The sequence below is a fragment of the Kocuria sp. ChxB genome, from assembly GCF_044359605.1.
GTDB classification, from domain to species: domain Bacteria; phylum Actinomycetota; class Actinomycetes; order Actinomycetales; family Micrococcaceae; genus Kocuria; species Kocuria rhizophila.
On sequence record NZ_CP121123.1, the window covers coordinates 363,548 to 389,935 of the forward strand.

Annotated in this window: 18 protein-coding genes and 1 tRNA gene; 7 read left to right on the forward strand and 12 right to left on the reverse strand. The window is 69.9% G+C overall.

Annotation, left to right across the window (positions count from 1 at the left end; translation table 11 throughout):
* Window positions 1-24 precede the first annotated feature (24 nt).
* On the reverse strand, window positions 25-1,887 hold the full coding sequence (locus P8S73_RS01580) for an MDR family MFS transporter (protein WP_239358251.1): 1,863 nt from the start codon (window positions 1,885-1,887) through the stop codon (window positions 25-27).
* Entirely contained in the window at window positions 1,884-2,423 is a 540-nt protein-coding gene (locus P8S73_RS01585) for a MarR family winged helix-turn-helix transcriptional regulator (RefSeq protein WP_047978257.1), read from the reverse strand. The genes P8S73_RS01580 and P8S73_RS01585 overlap by 4 nt, the downstream gene beginning before the upstream one ends.
* A 176-nt stretch (window positions 2,424-2,599) precedes the next feature.
* Between P8S73_RS01585 and P8S73_RS01590 the strand changes: the two genes are divergently transcribed.
* The 5 genes from P8S73_RS01590 to P8S73_RS01610 all read left to right on the forward strand — a co-directional run bounded on the left by P8S73_RS01590 (window position 2,600) and on the right by P8S73_RS01610 (window position 8,215).
* Complete coding sequence (locus P8S73_RS01590) at window positions 2,600-3,256, forward strand: MBL fold metallo-hydrolase (protein ID WP_070638537.1); 657 nt, start codon at window positions 2,600-2,602, stop codon at window positions 3,254-3,256.
* On the forward strand, window positions 3,253-4,257 hold the full coding sequence (locus P8S73_RS01595; RefSeq protein WP_059281203.1) for a bile acid:sodium symporter family protein: 1,005 nt from the start codon (window positions 3,253-3,255) through the stop codon (window positions 4,255-4,257). Before P8S73_RS01590 ends, P8S73_RS01595 begins: the two co-directional genes overlap by 4 nt.
* A 44-nt stretch (window positions 4,258-4,301) precedes the next feature.
* Window positions 4,302-6,914 carry an RNA helicase gene (locus P8S73_RS01600; RefSeq protein ID WP_070637874.1) on the forward strand — a complete coding sequence of 871 codons (2,613 nt, stop codon included), beginning with the start codon at window positions 4,302-4,304 and terminating at the stop codon, window positions 6,912-6,914.
* Between the two features lie 75 nt (window positions 6,915-6,989).
* A complete protein-coding gene (locus P8S73_RS01605) occupies window positions 6,990-7,718 on the forward strand; it encodes a transcriptional regulator (RefSeq protein WP_124109553.1) in 729 nt (242 codons plus the stop codon).
* Window positions 7,715-8,215, forward strand: coding sequence for a hypothetical protein (locus tag P8S73_RS01610; RefSeq protein ID WP_396350457.1), 501 nt, complete (start codon window positions 7,715-7,717; stop codon window positions 8,213-8,215). The genes P8S73_RS01605 and P8S73_RS01610 overlap by 4 nt, the downstream gene beginning before the upstream one ends.
* A 64-nt stretch (window positions 8,216-8,279) precedes the next feature.
* Here P8S73_RS01610 and P8S73_RS01615 read toward each other — a convergent pair whose 3' ends face one another.
* The 5 genes from P8S73_RS01615 to P8S73_RS01635 form a co-directional block, all read right to left on the reverse strand.
* Complete coding sequence (locus P8S73_RS01615) at window positions 8,280-9,587, reverse strand: TerC family protein (RefSeq protein ID WP_070637879.1); 1,308 nt, start codon at window positions 9,585-9,587, stop codon at window positions 8,280-8,282.
* A 249-nt stretch (window positions 9,588-9,836) separates the two neighbouring features.
* Complete coding sequence (locus tag P8S73_RS01620) at window positions 9,837-11,051, reverse strand: TerC family protein (RefSeq protein ID WP_070637881.1); 1,215 nt, start codon at window positions 11,049-11,051, stop codon at window positions 9,837-9,839.
* 107 nt (window positions 11,052-11,158) lie between these two features.
* Window positions 11,159-13,294 carry an excinuclease ABC subunit UvrB gene (uvrB, locus tag P8S73_RS01625; protein WP_396350458.1) on the reverse strand — a complete coding sequence of 712 codons (2,136 nt, stop codon included), beginning with the start codon at window positions 13,292-13,294 and terminating at the stop codon, window positions 11,159-11,161.
* 175 nt (window positions 13,295-13,469) lie between these two features.
* Complete coding sequence (gene coaE, locus P8S73_RS01630) at window positions 13,470-14,096, reverse strand: dephospho-CoA kinase (protein WP_052239262.1); 627 nt, start codon at window positions 14,094-14,096, stop codon at window positions 13,470-13,472.
* Complete coding sequence (locus P8S73_RS01635; protein WP_259897523.1) at window positions 14,062-16,455, reverse strand: dephospho-CoA kinase; 2,394 nt, start codon at window positions 16,453-16,455, stop codon at window positions 14,062-14,064. Before P8S73_RS01635 ends, coaE begins: the two co-directional genes overlap by 35 nt.
* A 244-nt stretch (window positions 16,456-16,699) precedes the next feature.
* On the opposite strand from P8S73_RS01635, the gene P8S73_RS01640 reads away from it, so the two are divergent.
* Window positions 16,700-17,431 carry a YigZ family protein gene (locus P8S73_RS01640; RefSeq protein WP_135010102.1) on the forward strand — a complete coding sequence of 244 codons (732 nt, stop codon included), beginning with the start codon at window positions 16,700-16,702 and terminating at the stop codon, window positions 17,429-17,431.
* A 94-nt stretch (window positions 17,432-17,525) separates the two neighbouring features.
* Here the strand turns inward: P8S73_RS01640 and rpsA are convergent, their stop codons facing one another.
* The 4 genes from rpsA to P8S73_RS01660 form a co-directional block, all read right to left on the reverse strand.
* A complete protein-coding gene (gene rpsA / locus P8S73_RS01645; RefSeq protein ID WP_059281255.1) occupies window positions 17,526-19,013 on the reverse strand; it encodes a 30S ribosomal protein S1 in 1,488 nt (495 codons plus the stop codon).
* Between the two features lie 160 nt (window positions 19,014-19,173).
* Window positions 19,174-20,571, reverse strand: coding sequence for a GNAT family N-acetyltransferase (locus P8S73_RS01650; RefSeq protein ID WP_396350459.1), 1,398 nt, complete (start codon window positions 20,569-20,571; stop codon window positions 19,174-19,176).
* 131 nt (window positions 20,572-20,702) lie between these two features.
* A complete protein-coding gene (polA, locus tag P8S73_RS01655) occupies window positions 20,703-23,579 on the reverse strand; it encodes a DNA polymerase I (protein ID WP_059281253.1) in 2,877 nt (958 codons plus the stop codon).
* Between the two features lie 44 nt (window positions 23,580-23,623).
* Window positions 23,624-24,280 carry an ANTAR domain-containing response regulator gene (locus P8S73_RS01660; RefSeq protein ID WP_224764872.1) on the reverse strand — a complete coding sequence of 219 codons (657 nt, stop codon included), beginning with the start codon at window positions 24,278-24,280 and terminating at the stop codon, window positions 23,624-23,626.
* Window positions 24,281-24,515: 235 nt separating this feature from the next.
* On the opposite strand from P8S73_RS01660, the gene P8S73_RS01665 reads away from it, so the two are divergent.
* Window positions 24,516-24,600, forward strand: a tRNA-Leu gene (locus P8S73_RS01665).
* A gap of 242 nt (window positions 24,601-24,842) precedes the next feature.
* Here P8S73_RS01665 and pyk read toward each other — a convergent pair.
* The gene (gene pyk, locus P8S73_RS01670) at window positions 24,843-26,348 is read right to left on the reverse strand and encodes a pyruvate kinase (RefSeq protein WP_019309084.1); all 1,506 of its coding nucleotides are present in this window, start codon (window positions 26,346-26,348) and stop codon (window positions 24,843-24,845) included.
* Between the last annotated feature and the right edge of the window lie 40 nt (window positions 26,349-26,388).

Below are 26,388 nucleotides of genomic sequence, written 5' to 3' on the forward strand. Positions count from 1 at the left end.
CAGCCGCCCGGCCCCGGTGCGGGTTCACGCGCGGTGGCGAGCCCGGCCCGTGGGACGACCGGCGGCGTCGTCGGCCACCCCGCCCTGCGCGTGACGCCCGGGGCCCGAGTGCTCCGGCGCCGGGTTCTCAACGGCCACCTCCTCCGCGGCCGACGCCGCCCGGGGCGCCCGCGCGGGGCCCACGTGCTGCTCGCCGCGGCCGCGGCGCAGACCCGTGGCGTCCGGGTCGATCACGGGGATCTGCCCCGTCTCCGCACGCTGCATGCGCAGCCCGGCGGCCTCCACCGGGTCCACCTGCCGGGTCACCACGGTGATCTCGCCCGTGTCCGGGTCCACCTCCGCCACGTCCACGGTGGTGCGCAGCGGGACCTCCTTCATGAGGAGCACGCACAGCAGGGTCACGAGCGAGGCGATGCCCGCCACCAGGAACAGCAGCCCGGTGCCCGTGCCGTACGCCTCGCGCACGGCCTCGAGGGCGGAAGGGGGCAGACCCGCGAAGTCGATCGACGCGGCGTCGGGCGCGGCCGAGGCGTCGATGCCGTGCTCGGCGGCGAAGCCGGCCATCTCCGTGGTGAGGTGGCGCGTGAGCAGCGCACCGAACAGCGAGACGGCCACGGCGCCGCCCACGGTGCGGAAGAAGGCCACGGCGGAGGACGCGGAGCCCATGTCCTTGAGGCCCACGGTGTTCTGGACGGCGAGCACGAGGTTCTGGTTGAGCGTGCCCACACCCAGGCCCACCAGGCAGATGTAGACGCCCACGAGCCACGCGGGGGTGGTGTGGGTCAGCTGCGAGCCGAGGAACAGGCCCACGGCCAGGACCACGGCGCCGACCACGAGGATCCGCTTCCACCGCCCGAAGCGGGAGATCAGCTGCCCGGCGACCATCGAGCCCAGGAAGGACCCCACGACCTGCGGGAGCATGAGCAGACCCGACTCGGTGGGGCTGTACCCCTGGCCGAGCTGGAAGTACTGGCCCAGGTACGTGGTGGAGGCGAACATCGCGGCACCCGTGGCGATCGCCGCGATGATCGCGAGCACCGTGGTGCGCTCCGTGATCACGTGCAGAGGCATGGTGGGTTCGCTCGCGCGGCGCTCGACCGCCACGAACGCGACAGCGCCCAGCACCGCCACGACAGCCAGGAGGACGGACTCCCACGAGCCCCAGTCGAAGAGCTTCCCGGCGAACGAGACCCACAGCAGCAGCGCGGACGTGGCCACGGCGAGCAGCCCCATGCCCAGGAAGTCCACCTGGGGCGTGCGGTCCCGGGTGACCTCGGGCAGGTGCAGGGTCTTCACGATCAGGATGGCCGCGAGGATGGACAGGGGAACCGGGATGAGGAAGCACCACCGCCACCCGAAGGCGTCCACGATGAGCCCGCCCAGCAGCGGACCCACGGACGTGGCCACGGCCATGACGGCGCCCATGTACCCGGCGTAGCGACCGCGCTCACGCGGCGGGATGATGGTGCCCAGGATGGTCTGGGCCAGAGCCATCAGCCCACCCATCCCCACACCCTGGATCACACGGGCCACCACGAGCATGCCGATGCTCGGTGCCAGACCCGCCGCGCCGGAGCCGATCACGAAGATCACGATGGCCATCAGCAGGAGCTTCTTCTTGTCGAAGAGATCCGCGAGCTTGCCCCACATGGGCGTGGTGACCGCGTTGGCCAGCAGGGTTCCGGTCACCGTCCAGGACAGCGCCGTCTGGTCCCCGCCCAGGTCCGCCATGATCACGGGCAGGGCGGTGCCGATGATCGTCAGCGTGACCATGGCCATGAAGAAGGCGGACAGGATGCCGGTCAGCGCCCGCAGGACGTCTCGGTGCTCCTGCTGGCTCGTGCGTGCCGGGCGCGTGCTGCGCGCGGTGTCGTGGGGTGGCGTCACGGGGTGGGCTCCTCTCCGCACCCGGTGCCGCGGGGCGCGCTGGTCTGTGGGGTTCGGGGGCGGTCGGACCACGGCGGCGAGGTCATCCGGGACATCCCGAGCGAGTCGAGGAACAGCTCGGTGATCCGGTTCAGGGACGCGCTCGCGCGCGCCGCCTCCCCCTCGCTGAGGTCCCCGAGGCGCGACACGAGGTTCTCCGCGTCCGCCCGCAGGTTGGTGTCCAGCGCGTGCCGGCCCGCGTCCGTGATGGACACGATCTGCGCGCGTCCGTCCTCGGGGTCCGGAGCGCGGGTCACGAGGCCGAGCTGCTCGAGGGTGGCGAGGTGTCGGCTCAGCCCCGAGGCGCCGAGCGTGGACTCCGCCACGATGTCCTTGGCGCGCCGTCCGGGCACGCAGCTGAGCAGCGTGAGGATGTTGGTCTGCACCACGCTCAGCGCCCGGTGGGCCTCGGTGGCCTTGACCACCCTTCGGGTGGCCCGCTGCAGCTCCAGCAGGTCGCGGACCAGGTCCTCGGCGGTTTCGTGCGAGACGCCCATGCCTGTCCCCTCCGGGAGTTGGCCGGTGGGCGCACCACTCCCCGTCAATTATTTGCTTCACGCAACTATATATATTCCGCCGCATGCTGTCCACCGCGTTCCCCATCTCCCCCGGGTGGCCTCCCAGGCCCCCGTGGTATTCGCCCACACCGCTCCCGGCGCCTACACTCGTGGGCATGATCGCCACGCAGACCGAGGTCATCGAACTCGCCCGGATCACCATCCGCCGCATCTCGGTGAGCGAGATGGACAACAACGTCTACCTGCTCACCTCCAAGTCCGAGGGCACCCAGGTGCTCATCGACGCCGCCGACGACGCCCGTGCAATCGCGGGCATGGTCGCCGCCGGCTCCGGGGACTGCTCGGACTGGGGCAACCTGCAGCTGATCGTCACCACGCACTCGCACTGGGACCACGTGCGCGCGCTGGAGGCCGTGGCCACCCACGCCGAGGCCATGACCGCGTGCGGCGCCTCGGACGAGGCCGACATCGCCGTGCCCATGGACCTCACCTTCGAGAACGGTGACACCGCCGAGCTGGACGGCATCGAGCTGGAGGTTCTCGAGCTGCGCGGGCACACCCCCGGCTCGATCGCCCTGGTCTACCGGGATCCCGAGGGTCCCGCCCACATCTTCACCGGGGACTCCCTGTTCCCCGGCGGGCTGGGGAAGACGAACTCCCCCGAGGACTTCCGCCAGCTCTTCCGGGACGTCACCGAGCGCATCTTCGACCGGTTCGACGACGACACCGTGATCCACCCGGGCCACGGCGAGCCCACCACCCTGGGCGCCGAGCGGCCGCACCTGCGGGAGTGGGAGGAGCGCGGCTGGTGAGCTCACCCGCCTCGCCCGCGGATGCCACCGGCCACGACGCCGCCGCGCAGTCCTCCGCGGACCGCGCCGCCTACGTGGCGGTCCTGGTGTTCCCACTGCTCGTGCTCGCGGGCGGACTGGGCGGGTACCTGTTCGCACCGACCGTCCACCAGGCCGCGAGCTGGACCAACCCCCTGCTCGGACTCGTGATGTTCGGGATGGGGCTCACCCTGCGCCCCGCGGACTTCGCGCTGGTGGCCAGGCGGCCGGTGCCGATCGTGCTGGGGGTCCTGGCGCAGTACGTGCTCATGCCCGGGATCGCCGTGCTCGTCACGTGGGCCCTGCAGCTGCCGCCCGAGATCGCGGCCGGGGTCATCCTGGTGGGCTGCGCGCCCGGGGGCACCGCCTCCAACGTGGTGTCCTACCTGGCCCGCGGGGACGTGGCGGTGTCCGTGACCATGACCTCGATCTCCACCCTGCTGGCGCCCCTGCTCACTCCCCTGCTGACGCTGTGGCTCGCCGGCGCGTACATGCCGTTGAACGGGGCGGCCATGGCCCGCTCCATCGCCGTGGTGGTGCTGCTGCCCGTGCTCGCCGGCCTGGTGGTGCGTCTCCTGCTGCCCCGGATGATCACCCGGCTGCTGCCCGTGCTGCCGTGGCTCTCGGTGCTCGCGATCTCGGTGATCGTGGCCATCGTGGTCTCCGGGTCCGCGGAGAAGATTCTGCAGGCGGGACTGATTGTCCTGGTGGCCGTGGCGGTGCACAACGCGCTGGGCATGGCACTCGGCTGGCTCGTGGGGCGTCTGACCGGACAGCCCGCGGCCGTCCGACGCACCACCGCGATCGAGGTGGGCATGCAGAACTCGGGGCTCGCCGCCGGGCTGGCCGCCCAGTACATGTCCCCGCTCGCCGCCCTGCCCGGTGCGGTGTTCTCGGTCTGGCACAACCTCTCCGGGGCCGTGTTCGCGCTGCTGTGCCGCCGCGCGGACGCGAAGGCCGCGCGCGGCGTCGTCGTGGACTGACGCGTCCCGTGTGGGTGTCCCCGGCGGCGGATAGGCTGGCGGGGATGAAACTCCTCGACTCCCTGGCACCAGACCTCTCCGCCCCCGGTCACCAGTACCTGCGCGGCGACTTCGCGTCCAACCCGCTGAGCGAGGACGAGATCTACGAGGGGTTCCTCGGCTGGATCGCCTCCCGGGACATGGAGCTGTACCCGGCGCAGGACGAGGCCGTGCTGGAGGTGGCCAACGGGTCCAACGTGATCCTCGCAACGCCCACGGGCTCCGGGAAGTCCACCGTGGCCGTGGCCGCGCACTTCGCCGGGCTTGCCCGGGGGCAGCGCTCCTACTACACCGCCCCCATCAAGGCGCTCGTGTCCGAGAAGTTCTTCGACCTCTGCGAGATCTTCGGGGCGGAGAACGTGGGCATGGTCACCGGGGACTCCGCCGTGAACGCGGAGGCGCCCATCGTGTGCTGCACCGCGGAGATCCTCGCGAACGTGGCGCTGCGTGAAGGCCCGGACGCGGACCTCGGCCTGGTGGTCATGGACGAGTTCCACTTCTACTCCGACCCCCAGCGCGGCTGGGCGTGGCAGGCGCCGCTCATCGAGCTGCCGCAGGCGCAGTTCCTCCTCATGAGCGCCACCCTGGGGGACGTCACCCGCATCGAGCAGCGGCTCACCGACACCACGGGCCGGGCCACGTCCCTGGTCTCTTCGGGCGAGCGGCCCATCCCGCTGCACTTCTACTACTCCGAACGGCCCATCCACGAGGAGCTGGAGGAGCTGCTCACCACACACCAGGCTCCCGTGTACGTGGTGCACTTCTCCCAGCTGGCGGCCGCGGAGCAGGCGCAGAGCCTCATGTCCGTGGACGTGCTCAGCAAGGCGGAGAAGGAACAGGTCGCGGAGCTGATCAAAGACTTCCGCTTCTCGGCGGGCTTCGGCAAGACCCTCAACCGGCTCGTGCGCCACGGGATCGGCGTGCACCACGCGGGCATGCTGCCCAAGTACCGCCGGCTCGTGGAGCAGCTGGCGCAGACCGGGCTGCTCAAGGTCATCTGCGGCACGGACACCCTGGGCGTGGGCATCAACGTGCCCATCCGCACGGTGCTGATCACCGCGCTGTCCAAGTACGACGGCCGCCGCACCCGCCGGCTCAGCGCGCGCGAGTTCCACCAGATCGCCGGCCGCGCCGGGCGGGCCGGCTACGACACCGCCGGGACCGTGGTGGTCCAGGCCCCCGAGCACGTGATCGAGAACGAGCGCGCCATGGCCAAGGCACGTGCCAAGCACGGCGACGACCAGAAGAAGCTGCGCCAGGTCCCCAGAAAAAAGGCGCCCGAGGGCTTCGTGTCGTGGAGCCGCAAGACCTTCGACCACCTCGTGGAGGCCACCCCGGAGCAGCTGAGCTCGTCCTTCGCCATCACGCACTCCATGGTGCTCAACATGCTGCAGCGCCCCGGGGACAACATTGCCGCGGGGTACCGGCTGCTCACCTCGGTGGACGAGCCCCGCGCCCGGCAGCGCGCCCTGCTGCGCCACGCCCTGTCCATCCTCAAGGAGCTGCTGCGCGCCGGGGTGGTCGTACGCCTGCCCGAACCGGACGAGACCGGGCGCCGCTACCGCCTCACCGTGGAGCTGCAGGAGAACTTCGCGCTCAACCAGCCCCTCTCCCCCTTTGCGCTCGCGGCCCTGGGCCTGCTGGACCCCGAGTCCGAGACCTATGCACTGGACGTGGTCTCGGTCATGGAGGCCACCCTGGAGAAGCCCCGCCAGGTGCTGAACATGCAGGAGAAGAAGGTCAAGGGCGAGGCGCTGGCCACCATGAAGGCCGAGGGCCTCGAGTACATGGAGCGCATGCGCGAACTGGACGAGATCACCTACCCGCAGCCGTTGAAGGAGCTGCTGGACCAGGCCTTCGAGACCTACCGGGGTTCCGCCCCGTGGGTGTCCCAGTTCGAGCTGTCCCCCAAGTCGATCGTGCGGGACATGTACGAGCGCGCCATGACTTTCGGGGACTACGTGCAGTACTACGGGCTGGCGCGCTCCGAGGGGATCCTGCTGCGCTACCTCTCGGACGCCTACAAGGCCCTGCGCCAGACGGTGCCCGTGGATGCCACCACCGAGACCCTCACGGACCTCGTGGAGTGGCTCGGCGAGAGCATCCGCCAGACCGACAACTCCCTGCTGGACGAGTGGGAGAAGCTCGCCTCCGGCGAGGAGTCCCCTTCCGGGACCAGCGCCGACTCCCTCGCGGAGCTTGTCGCGGAGCAGCCCGAGGGCGTGACCTCCAACCCGCGGGCGTTCCGTGTGATGGTGCGCAACGCGCTCTTCCAGCGCGTGGAGCTCTTCGCGCAGGAGAAGGACAAGGTGCTCGGAGCCCTGGACGAGAAGTCCGGCTGGGACCGCGACCGCTGGGCGGACGCCATGGACGCGTACTTCGACGAGTACGAGGACATCTACACCGACGCCCAGTCCCGCGGCCCCTCCCTGATCCGCATCACCGAGCATCCCGAGGGTCTGCCGGGCTTCTGGACCGTGGTGCAGGTCTTCGACGACCCCGACGGCCACCACGACTGGGGCATCAACGCGCGCATCGACCTGGCCGCCTCCGACGAGGACGGCTTTCCCGCCGTACTCGTGGACAACGTGGGTCCGGTGACGGACACGGGCCGCTGACACCCCAACCATGCAGTCAGAGATGCATCATCACCTACTATGCATGTGGGACCGCATGACCGAGAGGAGCGGCTCGTGTTTGCACTGACCGTGGACCGTCGCGACTCCCGCGCGGACGCCGAGCGGCTGGCCATGCGTGAGCACCTCGACGCGTGCCGCCGGGACCTGCCCCGCCCGCTGGTGGCGTGGGACATCACCGCCGGGGACGAGCTCCAAGCCCTATACGACGATGCCGCGGCCGCCCTGCAGGCCGCCGTCACCCTGGCCGACGACGGCTCGTGGCACGTGGGACTCGGCGTCGGAGAGGTGGACCGTCCGCTCGCCGACGCGGCGCGGGAGAACACCGGGGCGGCCTTCGTGGCGGCCCGCGAGGCGGTCCAGGCCGCAAAGGACGCCGGTGGCCCCGCCGTGCGCGGCGGCGAGTGGGCCGAACGCGCGGGCGCCCTGCTGGGTCTGCTGTGTGCCGTGCGTGCGCGCCGCACGGACTCCGGTGCCGCGGCCGTGGCCCTGGCCGAGACCGGGATGACCCAGCAGCAGATGGCCGAGCACCTGGGCATCACGCAGTCCTCCGTGTCCCGGCGCCTGGACGCCGCCCTGTGGCACCAGGAGCACGCGGCCCGTGAGGCCCTCACCGCCGTGCTGGCACTCGCGGACGGCACCGCGGCACCGCCCCGAGGTTCCCCCACCCGGACCGCCTCCCCGCGTGCCACCGCCGCCTCCGGCGGGCACGGGCGGTCCGCGCGACAGGACGCCCCCGACGAGGGCACCAACGCATCGTCCGCCCAGGGAGGCACGCGCCCATGACCCACATCCGCCCGCTCACCACCGTGGTGCTGCCCCTCGCACTGGTGCTCGTCACCGCCGCGTGGACGCTCGCGGCCGGAACCGTGCCCAGTGCGTGGGCCTTCCCCGCCCTGCTCGTGGCGGGGACCCTGTCCGGGGACCCCGTGGTCCGTGCCGTCTTCCGCTTCGCGGACCTCTCCGCCGTGCGCGCCCAGCCCTCCGAGAGTCCCTGGGCGGATTCCGAGGCCGCCGCGGAACCCGTGGATCCGCCTCTGCGCGGCGGCCTCGTGATCGGTGCGCTGGAGCGCGCCGCCGCCATCGCCTCGCTGCTCACCGGGATGGTCGCGGGCATCGGGGTGGTCGTGGCCGTGAAGGGCCTCGCCCGCTACGGCGAGTTCACCAACGCGCAGCAGCGGGAGCAGTTCATCATCGGCACGCTCGTGTCGCTCCTGTGGGCCGCGCTGTTCGCCGGTGCCGCCCTGTGGTGCACCACGCCACCGGGCCCGTTCCCCGGGTAGGGAACGGGCCCGGTCAGGTCTCCGTGCGGCGTCGAGCCCGGCGGGTCAGGCCGGGGCCCACGAACTAGGCGGGTGAGGAGCCGGTCCCGTTCCCGCGATCGGCAGGTGATGCCTCGTGGCCCCGGTCCCGCCGCTCGCCGTCCGGAGTGAAGTCCGGGGAAGGTGTCTGCACCGCCCCGGTCTCCGCGAACTCCCGGTGCTGGCCGCGGGCGGTCTCGAGCATGGTCCGGAACCGGGCCCGGTGCTCGATGAGCTCGTTCTTGTGCTTCTCGGACATCTTGGGGAAGTGGGCCTGCAGCTCGGCGAGCTCGGCGTCGATCCGGTTGCGCTGCTCCGCAGGGGCGTCCGCCGGAAGAGCCAGGTACTGCTCGGTGAGGTCCTGGGTCTTCTGGATCGTGCGCAGTGCCCGGCCCTTGGGGCTGTAGAGGGACGCCAGGACCGTGACCACGAGGACCGTGATGATCACCGCGAGGGACAGGCCGATGCCGATCTCCACCACGGCCACGTGCTCACCGTTGTTGATGAACGGCAGCGTGTTCTCGTGCAGCGCGTGCAGGATGAGCTTCACGCCGATGAACGCGAGGATGATCGACAGACCCCACGACAGGTAGATCAGGCGGTCCAGCAGACCGTCGATCAGGAAGTACAGCTGGCGCAGACCCATGAGGGAGAACGCGGTGGCCGTGAACACGATGTACGGCTCCTGCGTGAGCCCGAAGATCGCGGGGATCGAGTCCAGGGCGAAGAGGATGTCCGTCCCGCCGATCGCCACCATGACCAGGAGCATGGGGGTCAGGGCGCGCTTGCCGTTGTGCACGGTGAAGAGCTTGTCGCCGTCGTAGTAGTCCGTGGTGTGGAACATCTTCCGCGCCAGTCGCACCACGATGTTGTCCGCCTCGTTGGAGGCGTTCTCCGACATCTCCCCCTTGATGAGGTTGCCCGCGGTGAAGACCAGGATGAAGCCGAAGATGTAGAACACCCACGAGAACGCGTTGATGGCCGCGGCGCCCGCGAAGATGAACACGGTGCGGGCCACGAGCGCGAAGATGATGCCGAACAGCAGCACCTTCTGCTGGTCCGCCCGGGGCACCGCGAACGAGCCCATGATGATCAGGAACACGAAGAGGTTGTCCACGGACAGCGCCTTCTCCGTGACGTAGCCCCCGTAGTACTCGGCCATCATGGTGGGGCCGTCCAGCCACAGGATCACGAGGCCGAACAGCAGGGCGATGCCCACGTACACGGCGGACCAGACGGCCGCTTCTTTGATGGTGGGCTCGTGCGCCTTGCGCACGTGGAAGATGAAGTCGTAGGCCAGCAGGCCCAGGATGAAAGCAATGGTGACAGACCACTGCAGCGTGGTGATTTCCACGGTGGGAACTCCTTGTGGGTGGGGTGAACCGCACAAGTCTCTCCCCCACGCTCTGCAACCCGGGGGCGGCAGGAACGTGGTCCGTGCCCGGCCCAGCGACGGCGCTGGACGTACTGACGTGCACGGAGGTGAGGGATACTCCCTTGATCGTCACTCATCATACCGGTGACCGGCCCGTTGGCACAGGGGAAGACGGAAGACGACGACGCCCCTCCGGCACGGTACCGGAGGGGCGTCGAGGCAGACGGGTCAGTGCTGGCGGTGAGCCTCGGCCAGCCGCTCTTCCCGCAGACCGTGGGCACGCTCCAGCAGGTCGTGGTAGCGGGCCTCGGACTCGATGAGCTCGTCCCGGTACTTGGCCTTCACGGTGGGCAGCTGCTCGCGGTACTTCTTCATCTTCTCGGCCGCCTTGGTGCGCTCCTCCACGGGCGCCGACTCCGGCATCTCGAGGTAGCGCTCCGACCAGTCGCGTGCACCGTTGATGATCCGCACCGCGCGACCCTTGGGGCTGAGCAGGGACGCCAGGACCGTGAGGACCAGCACGCCCACGATCACGGCCAGGGAGAACCCGGTGGTCACCTCGACCACGTGCACCGGCTCACCGTCGTTGATGAACGACAGTGTGTTCTCGTGCAGTGCGTGCAGGATGAGCTTCACGCCGATGAAGCCCAAGATGATGGCCAGACCCCACGAGAGGTAGATGAGCCGGTCCAGCAGACCGTCGATGAGGAAGTACAGCTGGCGCAGGCCCATGAGGGAGAACGCCGTGGCCGTGAAGACAATGTAGGTCTCCTGGGTCAGACCGAAGATCGCCGGGATCGAGTCCAGCGCGAACATGATGTCCGTGAGACCGATCGCGACCATGACCAGCAGCATGGGCGTCATCACGCGCTTGCCGTCGACCTGGGTGAAGAGCTTGTCGCCGTCGTACTCGTCCGTGGTCTTGAGGAAGCGCTTGGCCAGCCGGACCATGATGTTGTTGGCGTCGTCGTCCTCCGCGGAGTCCGTGACCTCACCCTTGACCAGGTTGCCCGCGGTGTAGATGAGGAAGAGGCCGAACACGTAGAACAGTGCGGACCAGCGGTTGATGGCGGCCGCGCCCACGAAGATGAACACCGTGCGGGCGATCAGCGCCACCACGATGCCGAACAGCAGGACCTTCTGCTGGTCCGCGCGGGGCACCTTGAAGGACGCCATGATGATGAGGAACACGAAGAGGTTGTCCACGGACAGCGCCTGCTCCGTGACAAAGCCGGCGTAGTACTCCGCCGCGTAGGTGGGCCCGTCCCAGAAGAGGATCAGCAGACCGAACAGCAGCGCGAGGGACACGTACAACCCCGTCCACATGGCCGCTTCCTTGACGGTCGGCTCGTGCGGCTTGCGGGCGTGGAAGATGAAGTCGTAGGCCAGCAGCCCCACGATCAGTGCAATGGTGAGACCCCACTGCAGACTGGAGATGTCCACGGGTACCCCTTAGGTGAGAAGACGACAGGGAACAACCCGGGTGCGGGCCGTACAGGACCGCCAGTTTACCCGACCCCCTGGTGTGGCCAGGAGGGACGTGGCCCCGCTCACGCGTGCCCGGCGTCCTTCATGCGCCGCAGCTCCTTCTTGAGGTCCGCGATCTCGTCCCGGAGCCGCCCGGCCAGCTCGAACTTCAGCTCCGCGGCGGCATTGCGCATCTGCTCGCTGAGGTCCTCGATGAGCTGGACGAGGTCCTCTGCGGGCGCCGCGGCCACCCCGTCCCGCAGCAGCTTGGACTCCGCAGCGGCCGCCGCCTGGTCCTTCTCCGAGTTCTTCCCCTTGCCACCCTTGACGGGGGCGGTGTGGTTGTTGGCCGCAGAGCGCTGGGCCAGCAGGGTCCTGGTGTCCTCGTCCTCGCGGGCCAGCTGGTCCGTGATGTCCGCGATCTTCTTGCGCAGGGGCTGAGGGTCGATCCCGTGCTCCGTGTTGTAGGCGACCTGGATCTCGCGGCGGCGGTTGGTCTCCTCGATGGCCACGTCCATGGAGCGCGTGATCTTGTCCGCGTACATGTGGACCTCGCCGGACACGTTGCGGGCGGCACGGCCGATCGTCTGGATCAGGGACGTGGTGGAGCGCAGGAAACCCTCCTTGTCCGCGTCCAGGATGGCCACCAGGGACACCTCGGGGAGGTCCAGGCCCTCACGCAGCAGGTTGATGCCCACGAGGACGTCGAACGTGCCCATGCGCAGCTCGCGCAGCAGCTCCACACGACGCAGGGTGTCCACGTCCGAGTGCAGGTACTGCACCTTGACCCCGTGCTCCATGAGGTACTCGGTGAGGTCCTCGGCCATGCGCTTGGTCAGGGTGGTCACCAGGACACGCTCGTCCCGCTCCACGCGCAGCTCGATCTGCTCCAGGAGGTCGTCGATCTGGCCCTTGGTGGACTTCACGACCACCTGCGGGTCCACCAGCCCCGTGGGGCGGATGATCTGCTCCACCACCGAGTCCACCTTGGACATCTCGTACGGACCGGGGGTGGCGGACATGTACATGGTCTGCCCGATCCGCTCCAGGAACTCGTCCCACTTCAGCGGGCGGTTGTCCATGGCGGAGGGCAGCCGGAAGCCGTGGTCCACCAGGGTGCGCTTGCGGGACATGTCCCCCTCGTACATGCCGCCGATCTGCGGGACGGTCACGTGGGACTCGTCGATGATCAGCAGGAAGTCGTCCGGGAAGTAGTCCAGCAGACAGTGGGGGGCGGACCCGCGCGGACGGCCGTCGATGTGCAGCGAGTAGTTCTCGATGCCGTTGCAGTACCCCATCTGCTCCATCATCTCGAGGTCGTACTGGGTGCGCATGCGCAGCCGCTGGGCCTCCACGAGCTTGTTCTGGGACTCGAGCTCCTGCAGCCGCTCCTGCAGCTCGTTCTGGATGGACTCGATGGCCGTGGCCATCCGTTCCGCACCGGCCACGTAGTGGGAGGCCGGGAACACGTACATCTCCTGCTCCTCGTTGATGACCTCCCCGGTGAGCGGGTGCAGGGTGTAGATGGCCTCGATCTCGTCCCCGAAGAACTCGATGCGCAGGGCGTTCTCCTCGTACATGGGGATGATCTCCACGGTGTCCCCCCGCACACGGAACGTGCCGCGGTGGAAGTCGACGTCGTTGCGCACGTACTGCATGTTCACGAACTGGCGCAGCAGGGCGTCCCGGTCCATCTCCTGGCCCACGGCCAGGGTGACCATCTGCTTGACGTACTCCTCGGGCGTGCCCAGGCCGTAGATGCAGGACACGGTGGAGACCACCACGGTGTCCCGGCGGGTCAGCAGCGCGTTGGTGGCGGAGTGCCGCAGCCGCTCCACCTCCTCGTTGATGGAGGAGTCCTTCTCGATGAAGGTGTCCGTCTGCGGGACGTAGGCCTCGGGCTGGTAGTAGTCGTAGTAGGAGACGAAGTACTCCACGGCGTTGTTCGGCAGCAGCTCCCGCAGCTCGTTGGCCAGCTGCGCCGCGAGCGTCTTGTTCTGCACGAGCAGCAGCGTGGGCCGCTGCACGGCCTCGATCAGCCAGGCCGCCGTGGCGGACTTGCCGGTGCCCGTGGCGCCCATGAGCACCACGTCCTTCTCCCCGCCCTGGATCCGCTCCGAGAGCTCCGCAATGGCCTTGGGCTGGTCCCCGGCGGGCTGGAACTCGGACACGACCTCGAACGGCGCGACCACACGGTTGATCTTCTGGGCGAGCGACATGGCACCAGGCTACGCGGGCCCTCCGACACGCACGACGACGCCGCAGGGCCGCCCGGGTGCCCCACCGCACCCGGGCGTGCACCACAGGTCGGGCTCCACCGGTCGGGCCCACCACGTTGGCCCGGCTTACCCCTGGCCACGGCGGGACAGCGGCGACCGCGGTGCGGACCCCGGCTCAGCCCGTCTGCTCCGACCACCACTCGTGCACCTGGCGCACGAGGTCCTCACGCGTACCGGAGTTGTCGAACACCGTGGTGGCCACGGCGCGGCGTTGCGCGTCCGAGGCCTGGGCGGCGATGCGGCGTCGTGCGTCGTCCGGGTCCATGCCGCGGTCGGCGACCATGCGCCGGACCCGCTCGGCCTCGGGGGCCTCAACCACCAGCACGCGGTCCATGTCCGCGTGCTGGCCGGTCTCCACGAGCAGCGGGATGTCCTGCACGAGCACGCCCCCCGGCGGGACGGCGTCCGCGAGCCGCGCGGCCTCGGCCCGCACCAGGGGGTGCATGATGGCGTTGAGCTCCGCGAGCCGAGCCTCGTCCGCGAACACGATCCCGGCCAGCGCCGCGCGGTCCAGGCGCCCGGTGGCCTTATCCACCACGGTGTCCCCGAAGTGCCCGACCACGGCCTCGTAGCCGGCTTCTCCCGGTTCCTGCAGCCGGCGCGCGATCGCGTCCGCGTCCACGACCACGGCCCCGAGGTCGGCCAGGCAGCGGGACACGGTCGACTTCCCGGAGGCGATGCCTCCCGTGAGGCCCACGCGCAGCACGTCAGTGCGTCCCGGGCGTGCGAACGGTGTCGTCATCGTCAGCGGCCTCCTTCGGTTCGTCCTCGTCGAGGACCGGGCGTACGGCGTCCTCCCAGATCTCCCGCACCTGCTCGCGGACCCGCTCGACGCCGTCGTCGTTGACGATCACACGGTCGGCGACCTCACGGGTCTCGTCGTCCGACGGGGCCTGGTCCACGATCTCCCACGCGACGTCCGCGGGCACGCCCTCGTCACGGCGCAGGCGCTGCACGCGCTCCTCCGCGGGGGCCGCGACCGCGACCACGAGGTCGAAGCGGTCCCGCTGCTCGGTCTCCAGGGGGTCCCGCAGCACCTGGACCACCACGCGGTCGGGCCCGGCCTCCCGGGCACGACGCCGCGCGGACTCCCGCATGTGCGGCAGCAGCAGCTCGTGGGCGCGGGCCCGGACGGTGTCGTTGCCCGCCATCAGCTCGTCCAGTGCCTCCATGGTGTCCGCGGCGCCCGCCCCGGGCCCCGTGGGCAGCTGCTCCCCGAAGATCCGGTCCACCTCCGCCCGCGTCTGCGTACCGGGTTCGAGCAGCTCCTGCCACATCTGCACGCTGTCGAGCATGGCCGCTCCGAGCTCCTCGAACGCGTGCGCGGCGGTGCGCTTGCCCGCCGAGGCGCCGCCCGTGAGGGCGAGCTGGAAGACCGGGCGCCCCTCCTGCTCGCGCTGCCAGTGCCACGTGCGAGGCTGGTGGGTGTCGTTCTCCGGTTCCGTGCCCACCTCGTACTCGGGACGGATCACGTACTCGGACACCGCCGACGTGTCCTCCTGCGCCCGGCGGTGGTACTCCTCCGCGGGCAGGACGCGCTTCCACTGCCGGGTTCGCAGCGGCCGGGCGGTCCCCGCGTCCTGGCGCAGGGCCTGCAGCAGCATCACGGCCTGCAGCACTTCCAGAACCATCACGGGAGCGCCGATCACGATGATGACCTCCTGCAGGGCGTTGAGCCCGTTCTCGCCCGAGGTGACCACGATGGCCATGCACACCGCACCCACCGCGAGCGTCCAGAAGATCCGCTGCCGCCGCGGCGCCTCGTCCTCGTGCCCGTTGGCCATGGCGTCCATGACCAGGGCCCCGGAGTCGATCGAGGTGATGAAGAAGATCGTGATCACGATCAGGGCCACGAGTGCGGTGACCCCGAAGAACGGCATGGACTGCAGGAACTGGAAGAGCGCCGCCTCCGCGTTGCCCTGCGTGACGATGGTGTCCGTGAGGCTGCCCCCGGTTCCGGGGGCCCGGTCCACGCGGATCGCGTTGTAGCCGTAGATGCCCATCCAGACGACCACGAACGCGGACGGCACGCCCAGCACACCCACCACGAACTGGCGGATGGTGCGCCCCCGGGAGATCTTGGCCACGAACATTCCCACGAACGGCGCCCACGTGACGGTCCACGCCCAGTAGAACACCGTCCAGTCACCGGACCACTGTCCGCCTCCGAAGGTGTCGTTGAAGAACGCCAGCGTGGGCAGCTGGTTGACGTAGCTTCCCGCGGACTCCACGATCGCGCGCATCGTGTCCATGCTGGCACCGGCCATGAGCACGAACAGCATGAGCGCGACCGCCAGGATGATGTTGCCGTACGAGAGCCGCTTCACGCCCTTCTCCATGCCCGCGAGCACGGAGGCCAGCCCCACCGCGGTGATGACCGCGATGATCGCCGCCTGGATCCAGCCGGCCACGGGAATCCCGTACACGTAGCTCAGCCCGCTGTTGATCTGCAGGGCACCCAGGCCCACGGACACCGCCAGGCCGAACACGGTGGCCACGATGGAGAGGACGTCGATGGCCTTGCCCCACGGGCCGTGGATGCCGTCCCCGAGCAGGGGGTGGAACGCGGAGGAGACCCGCGGCGGCAGCTTGCGCTTGTACGTGAAGTAGCCGAACGCCAGACCGGGCACGGCCAGAATCGCCCACATGTGGAGACCGAAGTGGAAGTTGGCGATGTTCAGGGCCTCCACGGCGGCCTGGTCGGACCCGGGCTCCGTGCCGTACATGGGCGGGTTGGCGTAGTGGTTGATGGGCTCGGCCACGCCCCAGAACATGAGCACGGCACCCACCCCCGCGGCGAACAGCATGCCGAACCAGGTAAGTCCCGAGTACGCGGGTGCGGAGTCGTCGTCGCCCAGCCGGACCCTGCCGTAGCGGCTGACGGCCAGGCCCAGGGCGAAGATCACCAGGGAGGTCACGCTGAACGTGTAGAACCAGCCCGTCTCGTAGCGCAGCACGTGGGCCACCGCCCCGAAGACGCCGTGCACGGGCTCCGGGAAGAGCCCCATGGCCACCGTGAAGACGACGACGAGTGCGGCTGAGGCGAAGAAGATGGAGGGCGTGGTGCGCAGCCCGAGACGGTCGTGGAGGCGGTTGAGCACGGAGCGGCACTTTCAGTCGGTGGTCGGAACTCACTGGGCCACCGCGTCGGCGGCCCAGCCCACTGTAGCGGCCCTCGGCTCCCGGGCACGGGAGCACTCTGCCCCGATTCCGCGCGGGACCGCCCACCGAGAGGGATGCGATCGCGGCGACCACCCCGGACACGCACGCGACACGACCACCCCCGGCAGTCACGCGACACGACCCGGTTCAAGAGCCCGTGCCCGGTCTCCCTAGACTGGGAGGATGTCCTCCCGTCCGATCCCGGAGCGCCCCGGGGCCGAGCAGTCCACCCAGGTCTCCTACACGATCCTGCGGTCCGGAGCGGCGCACACCGCGGAGCTCGAGATCAGGAAGTCACGGTTCCTGGCCGTGCTCGCCCGCGTGGACTCGGAGGACGCGGCCCGTGCGGCCATAGCCGAGGTCACGGCGCAGCACAGGGACGCCCGCCACCACTGCACCGCGTTCGTGCTGGGGCCCACGCGGGACACCACACGTTCCTCGGACGACGGGGAGCCCGCAGGCACCGCGGGCATCCCCATGCTGCAGACCCTCACGCAGTTCGCGACCCCGCAGCAGCGGATTGCGCAGGAGGCGGGAGACCTCTCGGACGTGTGCGCCGTGGTGGTCCGCTGGTTCGGCGGCGTGAAGCTCGGCGCGGGAGGTCTGGTGCGCACCTACTCCGGGGCCGTCACGGCCGCGCTGGAGACCGCTCCCCTGGCCCGCAGGCTCCGCTGCCGGGAACTGAGCGTGACCGCACCGCACGCCGAGGCCGGGCGGATCGAGGCCGAGCTGCGGTCCCAGGACTACACCATGCTCCCCACCGGCTACGACGCCGCCCGCGCCACCCTGCACCTGCTCGTGCCAGACCACCCTGCCCAGATCGCACGGGCCCACGAGGACCTGGCCGCGGCGACCTCCGGTCACGCGGAGGTCGCGGAGGGAGCCCTCCGGTGGCAGGACGTGCCCCTGGCCTGACCGGGCGGACATGCGAGAGGTCCCGCACCCCGGATGGGGTGCGGGACCTCTCTCACGGGCGGGTTTCCCTCACGGGATCACCCACACGCTCGACTCAGTGGCCGGTGAGCTTCTCGCGCAGAGCGGCGAGGGCCTCGTCGGACGCCAGCGTGCCGGAGTCCTCGGCCGGGGCCTCGGACGAGTAGCTCGTGGGGCCGGAGGAGTGGCTCTGCGACGGGCTGGACGAGGAGGAGGAGGACGAGGACGACGTGGTCGCGGCCTCGGCATCGTCCTGGATGTGCTTGCGCACCTGCTCCTTGTGCGCCTCCCACCGGGACTGGGCCTGAGCGTACTGCTCCTCCCACGCGGCGCGCTGCTCCTCGTAGCCCTCGATCCACTCGTTGGTCTCGGGATCGAAGCCCTCGGGGTACTTGTAGTTGCCCTGCTCGTCGTACTCCGCGGCCATGCCGTACTGGGCGGGATCGAACTCGGTGGACTCCGGGTCCACGCCCTCGTTCGCCTGCTTCAGGGACAGCGAGATGCGGCGGCGCTCCAGGTCGATGTCGATGACCTTGACGAACAGCTCCTCGTTGACGGAGACGACCTGCTCGGCCATGTCCACGTGGCGCTGGGCCAGCTCGGAGATGTGCACCAGGCCCTCGATGCCGTCCTCGACGCGCACGAACGCACCGAACGGAACCAGCTTGGTGACCTTGCCCGGCACGACCTGACCCAGGGCGTGGGTGCGGGCGAACAGCTGCCAGGGATCCTCCTGGGTGGCCTTGAGCGACAGGGACACGCGCTCGCGGTCCATGTCCACGTCCAGGACCTCCACGGTGACTTCCTGACCGACCTCGACGACCTCGGAGGGGTGGTCGATGTGCTTCCAGGACAGCTCGGAGACGTGCACGAGGCCGTCCACGCCACCCAGGTCCACGAACGCACCGAAGTTGACGATCGAGGACACGGTGCCCGTGCGGACCTGGCCCTTCTGCAGCTGCTGCAGGAAGTTGGCGCGGACCTCGGACTGGGTCTGCTCGAGCCATGCACGGCGGGACAGCACCACGTTGTTGCGGTTCTTGTCCAGCTCGATGATCTTGGCCTCGAGCTGCTGGCCGATGTACGGCGCGAGGTCGCGGACGCGACGCATCTCCACGAGGGAGGCCGGCAGGAAGCCGCGCAGGCCGATGTCCAGGATGAGACCACCCTTGACGACCTCGATGACGGTACCGGTGACGACGCCGTCGTCCTCCTTGACCTTCTCGATGTCGCCCCAGGCGCGCTCGTACTGGGCGCGCTTCTTGGACAGGATCAGGCGACCTTCCTTGTCCTCCTTGGTGAGGACCAGAGCCTCCACCTCGTCACCCACGGCCACGACATCGTCGGGGTTGATGTCGTGCTTGATGGACAGCTCGCGAGAGGGGATGACACCTTCGGTCTTGTACCCGATGTCCAGGAGGACCTCGTCGCGGTCGACCTTGACGACGGTGCCTTCCACGAGGTCGCCGTCGTTGAAGTACTTGATGGTCGCGTCGACAGCGGCGAGGAAGTCCTCTTCGGTTCCGATGTCGTTGACGGCGACCTGCTGGGTGGTGGTGGTCATGTAGTAGGGACTCCGATGGAATTGGTGTGATGGATTGTCACTTCCGCACCCGCGCCGCGAGGGCACGGCGGAGCGGAAGAGTAGAACTTGGTGTGGGCGTGCGAAAACACGCACCGTACCAGTCTAGTGCCCGGCAGGTGCGTGTTCAAGCGGCTGAGAGTCAGAACGGGGAGATGCAGTACGGGTCCGCCGTGGTGGTCATCAGGTCCTGGAGGTCCCGCAGCGCGTCGTCGTCCCGCACCCGCAGCAGACCCGCCTGGTGCAGCGTGGACGCCTTGACCGCGCCCAGGTAGAGGGAGCCCAGCAGGTCCACGGTCAGCGCGGCGTCGACCCCCTCCGGCAGCTCGACCTCCGGCATGGACGCGCCCGCCCGGTCGCTCTCGGTCCGGGGCCGGTCCCCCACCCGCGCCACGCGGGTCTCCCCGTCCGTGGTGTCGATCTCGTAGATCCCGTCCGCGAATCCCAGCGAGTCCACGATGGACAGAGTCATCTTGCGGTGCGCGGTGTAGTGACGGGCGGACAGCGCGGCCACGGGGTCCAGGACCCGCAGCCACACCCGGTCCGCGCGCTTGTGCACGGTGTACGCGGACATGTCCACCATGCCCCACATCAGGGGGTCCTCGATGGGTGCCGACTTGTAGCGCACCTCGGTGACGAGGTCCAGGTTGCACAGGAACTCCCACAGGGCGATCTGCGCCTGGGAGTCCGCGCCCACCAGGTCAACGACCTCAAGGGTTCCCTCGTAGCCCTGGGTGGGCAGGAACTTGTAGCTCACGTAGCCGTCCGGCCGGCCCTGCTCGTCGTAGTGCACGGCGGTGCGCAGCTCGGGCTCGACGGCGCCGCGGTGCCAGTTCCACTGCCCCGAGACGTAGTCCCACCACTTCACAGTGCGCCGCAGCGAACCGGCGGTGGAACGGTGGAAGCGCTCGAAGATCTGCGGGGCCAGCTCGGCAACGGCCAGGTTGTCGGCCATCTCCACCGTCCCCACGGTGGGGGCCTTGAGCTGGAGCCGGGAGTGCGCGTCCACCGTGACCTCGGCGTTGAACGTGGCGGCACCGAATCCGAACCGGCCGTAGATCGTGGCCTCGGAGGCGGTCAGCGCCGCCACCGGGAACCCGGCCTCGTGCGCCTCGGTGAGGTCCTGCGTCATGAGGCGGCGCAGCAGACCCCGCCGGGCGTGGGTGGGTCGCACGGTGACCTCGGAAATCAGCCACGCCGGGATGCTGCGGCCCTCGCCCAGCGTCAGCTCGGAGTCCCACGAGCAGAACGTGGCCACGGGACGCTCCGCACCCAGGGCCGCGGGGGGCACGGGATCCGCCGTGTACACGGAGCGCAGCCGGGTGCCCGCCTCCCGCAGGGAGCGCAGGATCCGCCGGGTGGCCTCGTCGGTGGGCTCGGCGTCGTGGAACCCCTGGTACACCGCGCGGTTCCACTGCACGGCCTCGGGGTTGTCCGCGAGCGAGCCCTCGGTCACGGAGAACCGCCGCAGCCGGTAGGTGTTGCCCCGTGCGGTGTGGGTGATCTCGGCGGGCTGGTCCTGAGGGGGTGTCGTGCTCATCGTGCTCCTTCGTTCCGTGCACCGGCCCCGGGCTCCTCCCACAACGGGGAGGAACCGTTCGGGGCCGCAGGGGGTGGGGGTGCTGTGCCCGGCAGCCGGTCCGGGCTGCCGGGCCGTTCGCGGGGGCGGGGTCAGTGCGCCGCCTGGTGCCACGTGGGCCCGGTGCCCACGTTCACATCCAGCGGCACCGTGAGATCGGCCGCGCCGGCCATCTCGGTGCGCAAGATTTTCTCCACGGCGTCCTTCTCGCCGGGGGCCACCTCCACGATGAGCTCGTCGTGGACCTGCAGCAGAACGCGGGAGCGGAGCTCACCGTCTCGCAGCGCCCGGTCCACACCGATCATCGCCTTCTTGATGATGTCCGCAGCGGACCCCTGGATGGGAGCGTTCAGGGCCATGCGCTCCGCGGCCTGGCGGGCCTGCCGGTTGTCGCTCGTGAGGTCCGGGAGGTAGCGCCGGCGGCCGTCGATGGTCTCGGTGTAGCCCTTGGAACGGGCCTCTTCCACGACGCCGCGCAGGAAGTCCCGCACGCCCCCGAAGCGCTCGAAGTAGCCGCTCATCATGGTCCGGGCCTCGTCCACACCGATGTTCAGCTGCTGGGAGAGTCCGTAGGAGCTCAGTCCGTAGACCAACCCGTAGCTCATGGCCTTGACCTTGGATCGCATCTGCGGGGTGACGTCCCCGGGGGCCACGTCGAAGACGCGGGAGCCCACGAACCGGTGCAGGTCCTCACCGCCCCGGAAGGCCTCGATCAGCCCCTCGTCCCCGGACAGGTGCGCCATGATGCGCATCTCGATCTGGGAGTAGTCCGCGGTCATCAGGCACTCGAAAGGACCCGTGGCGTCCTCCCCCACCACGAAGACGTCTCGGATGCGCTGGCCCTGCTCGGTGCGCACCGGGATGTTCTGCAGGTTGGGGCCCGTGGAGGAGAGCCGCCCGGTGGCCGCCACGGTCTGCTGGTAGGTGGTGTGGATGCGGCCGTCGTTCGCGATCGCGTCCCGAAGCCCCGCCACGATCTGCTTGAGCTTGGAGTACTCGCGCCAGTGCATCAGGGCCACCAGGAACCGGGAGCCGGGGGTGTCCGGGGAGACCTTGCCGATCAGGTCCGCCACGGCGGCGGCGTCCGTGGTGTAGCCGGTCTTGGTCTTCTTGGTCTTGGGCAGTCCCAGCTCGTCGAACATCACGGCCTGCAGCTGCTTGGTGGAGCCCAGGTTGACCTCGTGGTCGAGCTGCGCCTGGGCCTGCTCGAACGCCTGGTCGATGGGGTGCTGGAGGTCCTCGAACAGGGCGTCGATCCCCGGCCGGTCCATCGCGATCCCGGTGGCCTCCATGCGCGCGAGGATCACCGCGAGCGGCATCTCGAGCTCGGTGAGCAGCCCGAGCTGCCCGTCCGCCTCCAGCAGCCCGCGCAGGTGCGCGCTGAGGTCGCGGCACGCGCGACCGAGGGTGGCCTCGCGCACCAGCACCGCCTCGCTCACGCCAACGAGCTCGTCCTCCTCGTCCAGGGCGAGCTCGGTCTGCCCGTGCGCATCCCCGGCGGTGTCCTCCGCCGCGGGCACCTCGACCTCGAGGTGCTGGGCCAGCTGGGCCTCCAGCTCGTAGGAGCGCAGCGCCGGCCGGACCAGGTAGCCCGAGAGCTGGACGTCGTCCACGGCCCCCGCGAGGTCGATGCCGCGCTGGATCAGCCCGTGGTAAAGGTCCTTGAGGCCGTCCACGACCTTGGGGGCCGCGGCGTCCCCGAGCCAGGACTCCACGACGTGCGTGAGGTCCTCGTCCGCCGCTACGAGATCGACCGCGGCGCCCGTGTCCCCGGTGAGCACGAGCGTGGTGACCTCTTCCCCGCTGAGCGCCTTGGGGTCCGGGGACAGCCGGCGCACGACCACGGGCACACCGTCCTCCTGCACGGCCAGCCAGTCGGCGAACTCCTGGGCGGTGCGCACCACCGTGATGTCCGTGACGGGGGCGAGAACGGCGGCGTCGTCCGCGGGAACGTCCCCGCCGAAGGCATCCAGCAGGCGTCCGCGCAGCTGGGAACCGAACTCGAGCTCGTCGAAGACCTCGCCCACGCGCTCGGCGTCGGCCCGCGGCAGCACTGCGGTGGACAGGTCGATGTCCAGGGGCAGGTCCGTGACCAGCCGGTTGAGCTTGCGGTTGCGCCGCACGAGCTCCTCGTTCTCGCGCAGGGCCTCCCCCTTCTTGCCGGTGATCTGCCCGGCGTGCTCCAGCAGGGACTCCACGGGGCCGTAGGCGGTGATCCACTTGGCAGCGAAGCCGGGGCCCACCCCCGGGACACCCGGGAGGTTGTCCGCGGTCTCCCCCGTGAGCGCGGCGAGATCGGGGTAGTTCTGGGGTGCCACCTTGTACTTCTCGAAGACGGCGGCCGCGTCCATGCGCCGCAGGTCCGAGGGTGTGCGGCCGGGGTAGACCACGTTCACGTGGTCCGTGATCATCTGGAACGCGTCCCGGTCCCCGGAGAACACGAGGACCTCGAAGTCGTCCGCAGCGGCGCGGGAGGCCAGCGTGGCCAGGACGTCGTCCGCCTCGTAGCCCTCCATGGTGACGATCGGAACGCCCAGCGCCTCCAGGACGCGCTGGATGTTGGGAACCTGGCCGTGGAACTCCTCGGGGGTCTCGTCGCGGCCGCCCTTGTACTCCCCGTACTCCTGGGAGCGCAGCGTGGGGCCCTCGAGGTCGAAGGAGACCACCAGGTGCGTGGGCTTCTCCTCGCGCACCAGCTTGACCATGGTGTTCACGAAGCCGTAGACGCCCTCCGTGTGCACCCCCTCGGAGGTCACGAATCCGGGACCGCCGCCGTACTCGGCGGCGCGCGACAGCGCGAAGAAGGCGCGGAACGCCAGGGAGTGCCCGTCGATGAGCAGCAGCCTCCTGTCCGGGCGGGACACCGGTTCGGGCAGGGGCACCTGCTGCGGGGCGTCGGTCTTCTCGCCGATCACCACCGTGCGGGGCGTGCTCGGATCCTGGCTGGGCTGCTGGCTCGTCTCGGTCACGCACCCATCCTAGGGGCACCCCCGGACAGGGAGCTGGGGGACGCTCAGGCCACCTGGTTGATGATGGCCTCCGCGACCTCGCGCATGGACAGTCTGCGGTCCATGGAGGTCTTCTGGATCCAGCGGAACGCCTCGGGCTCGGACAGCCCCATCTTGGACTGCAGCAGGGACTTGGCGCGCTCCACGAGCTTGCGGGTGGCGAACTGCTCCTTCATGTCCGCGACCTCGTTCTCGAGCGCCTCGATCTCCTCGAAGCGGGACATGGCGATCTCGATCGCGGGGACCACGTCGTCCACGGTGAACGGCTTGACCACGTAGGCCATGGCCCCGGCCTCGCGGGCGCGCTCCACGAGCTCGCGCTGGCTGAAGGCGGTCAGCAGGACCACGGGGGCGATCCGGTCCGCGGCGATCTGCTCCGCGGCCGTGATGCCGTCCATCACGGGCATCTTGACGTCCATCAGCACGAGGTCCGGGCGGTGCTCGGTGGCCAGGGCCACCGCCTGCTCGCCGTTCTCGGCCTGGGCCACCACGCGGTAGCCGGCGTCCTCGAGCATCTCCACGACGTCCATGCGGATCAGGGCCTCGTCCTCGGCCACGACCACCGTCCGGGGGGCGGAACCCGTGGCACCCGCGGTCGAGGCGGTCTCCTGCTCGCCCTGCTCCTGCGCCGTGGCGGGGTCAGGGTCGGGGGTGGTCGGCATATCCGTCACGGGCACTCCTGGTCTCGAGGTGGTCACGATGTTCTCGACACCGCATCCAACCACGGGAGCGGCCCCGGCGCCCCGTGAGACACAGCACACCGCCGCGCCGGGCGGGGTCACCGGCGGAGCGCCCGGTGTCCCTGTCATGCTAGTCCCATCATGTAGGCTGTGAGCCGCACCGGCGCCGGAGCCCCCGGATCCCTCGGCGATCCGCAGCGGCAGACGCACGGTCCGGGCCCAAGTGGCGGAATTGGCAGACGCGCCGCACTCAAAATGCGGTATGGAGACATGTGTGGGTTCGAGTCCCACCTTGGGCACCACGAATCACCTGGTCAGAGCACCACGACGAACGGCCCCGTTGACGCGGGGCCGTTCGTCGTTTCCGGGCGGCCGTCCGCACAGGACCCGCTCCGCCCTCCGGACCGGCACCTGCCCCCGGGCGGGCCCGGTGGGCGGTCACCACGACGACGACGCGGGGTGCCGATCCCTCGGATCCGCACCCCGCGTCGTCGTCCACGGCGCCCCGTCAGACCGGGAGCGCGCCGGTCAGCCGGTCACCGGCTCACGGCTCGCGCCAGGAACCGGACCCGCGCAGCGTCTCCCGCCACGGGCCCACACCCTCGTGCGGCTCGCGCTGCGGGGCCTCCCCCGCGTCCTGGAGGTCCCCCACCCGGTGCACCTTCACCAGGTTGGTGGACCCGGCGTGCCCCGGGGGCGAGCCGGCGCAGATCACGACCATGTCCTGCGTGTCCGCGAGGTCGTACTGCAGCAGGTGGTGGTCCACCTGTCGGGTCATCTCGTCCGTGTGCTCCACGCGGTCCACGCGGATGGGCTGCACACCCCAGAGCAGCTGCAACCAGGACTGCACGCTCTTCTCGGGCGTGAAGGCCAGGATGGGACGGTCGGGCCGCAGCCGGGAGAGCCGGCGTGCGGAGTCCCCGGACTGCGTGAAGGTGCAGATGTAGGGGACGTCCAGCTGCCGGGCGATGGTCACCGCCGCGCGGGTGACCGCGCCCCCGCGGGTCCGCGGCTCGGTGCCGAGCGGCGGCATCCGGTCCATGCCCTCGGTCTCCGTGGCCTCGATGATGCTCGCCATGGTCTCGAGCGTCTTGATGGGGTACTTGCCCACGGAGGTCTCGCCCGAGAGCATGACCGCGTCCGCGCCGTCGAGCACGGCGTTGGCGCAGTCCGAGGCCTCGGCGCGCGTGGGGCGCGGGTTGTCGATCATGGACTCCAGCACCTGGGTGGCCACAATGACCGGCTTGGCCCAGCGGCGTGCCAGCTCGATCGCACGCTTCTGGACGATCGGGACGGCCTCGAGGGGAAGCTCCACACCGAGGTCGCCGCGGGCCACCATGATGCCGTCGAACGCGTCGATGATCTCGTGCAGCGCGTCCACCGCCTGGGGCTTCTCGATCTTGGCGATCACGGGGATCTTGCGACCCTCCTCCGCCATGATCTCGTGCACCCGGGTGATGTCCTTGGCGTCCCGCACGAAGGACAGCGCGATGATGTCCACGCCGCGCTGCAGCGCCCAGCGCAGGTCCGCCTCGTCCTTGTCGCTGAGGGCAGGGACGTTGACGGCCACGCCCGGCAGGTTGATGCCCTTGTGGTCGGAGACCGGTCCGGCCACCACCACCTCGGTGGTGACGTCCGTGTCCGTGACCCCGGTGGCGCGCAGGGCCACCTTGCCGTCGTCGATCAGCAGCGGGTCCCCCACGGAGACGTCCCCGGGCAGGCCCTTGTGGGTGGTGGAGCAGATCTCCCGGGTCCCGGGCACGTCCCGGACGGTGATCGTGAAGGTGTCACCGACCTCCAGCTCGTGCGGGCCGTCCGAGAAGTTGCCCAGGCGGATCTTGGGGCCCTGCAGGTCCGCGAGGATCGCCACCGTGGTGTCGAGCTCCTCGCTGGCCCGGCGGATGTTCTCGTAGGAGGCGCTGTGCACGGAGTGGTCCCCGTGGCTCATGTTCAGGCGGGCCACGTTCATGCCGGCCCGGATCGCCTGGGTGATGTTCTCGTACGAGGAGATGGCGGGGCCGATGGTGGCCACGATCTTCGCTCGACGCATGGGGTGACTCCTTCTCGAAGAACGGATGGTTGTCACACAC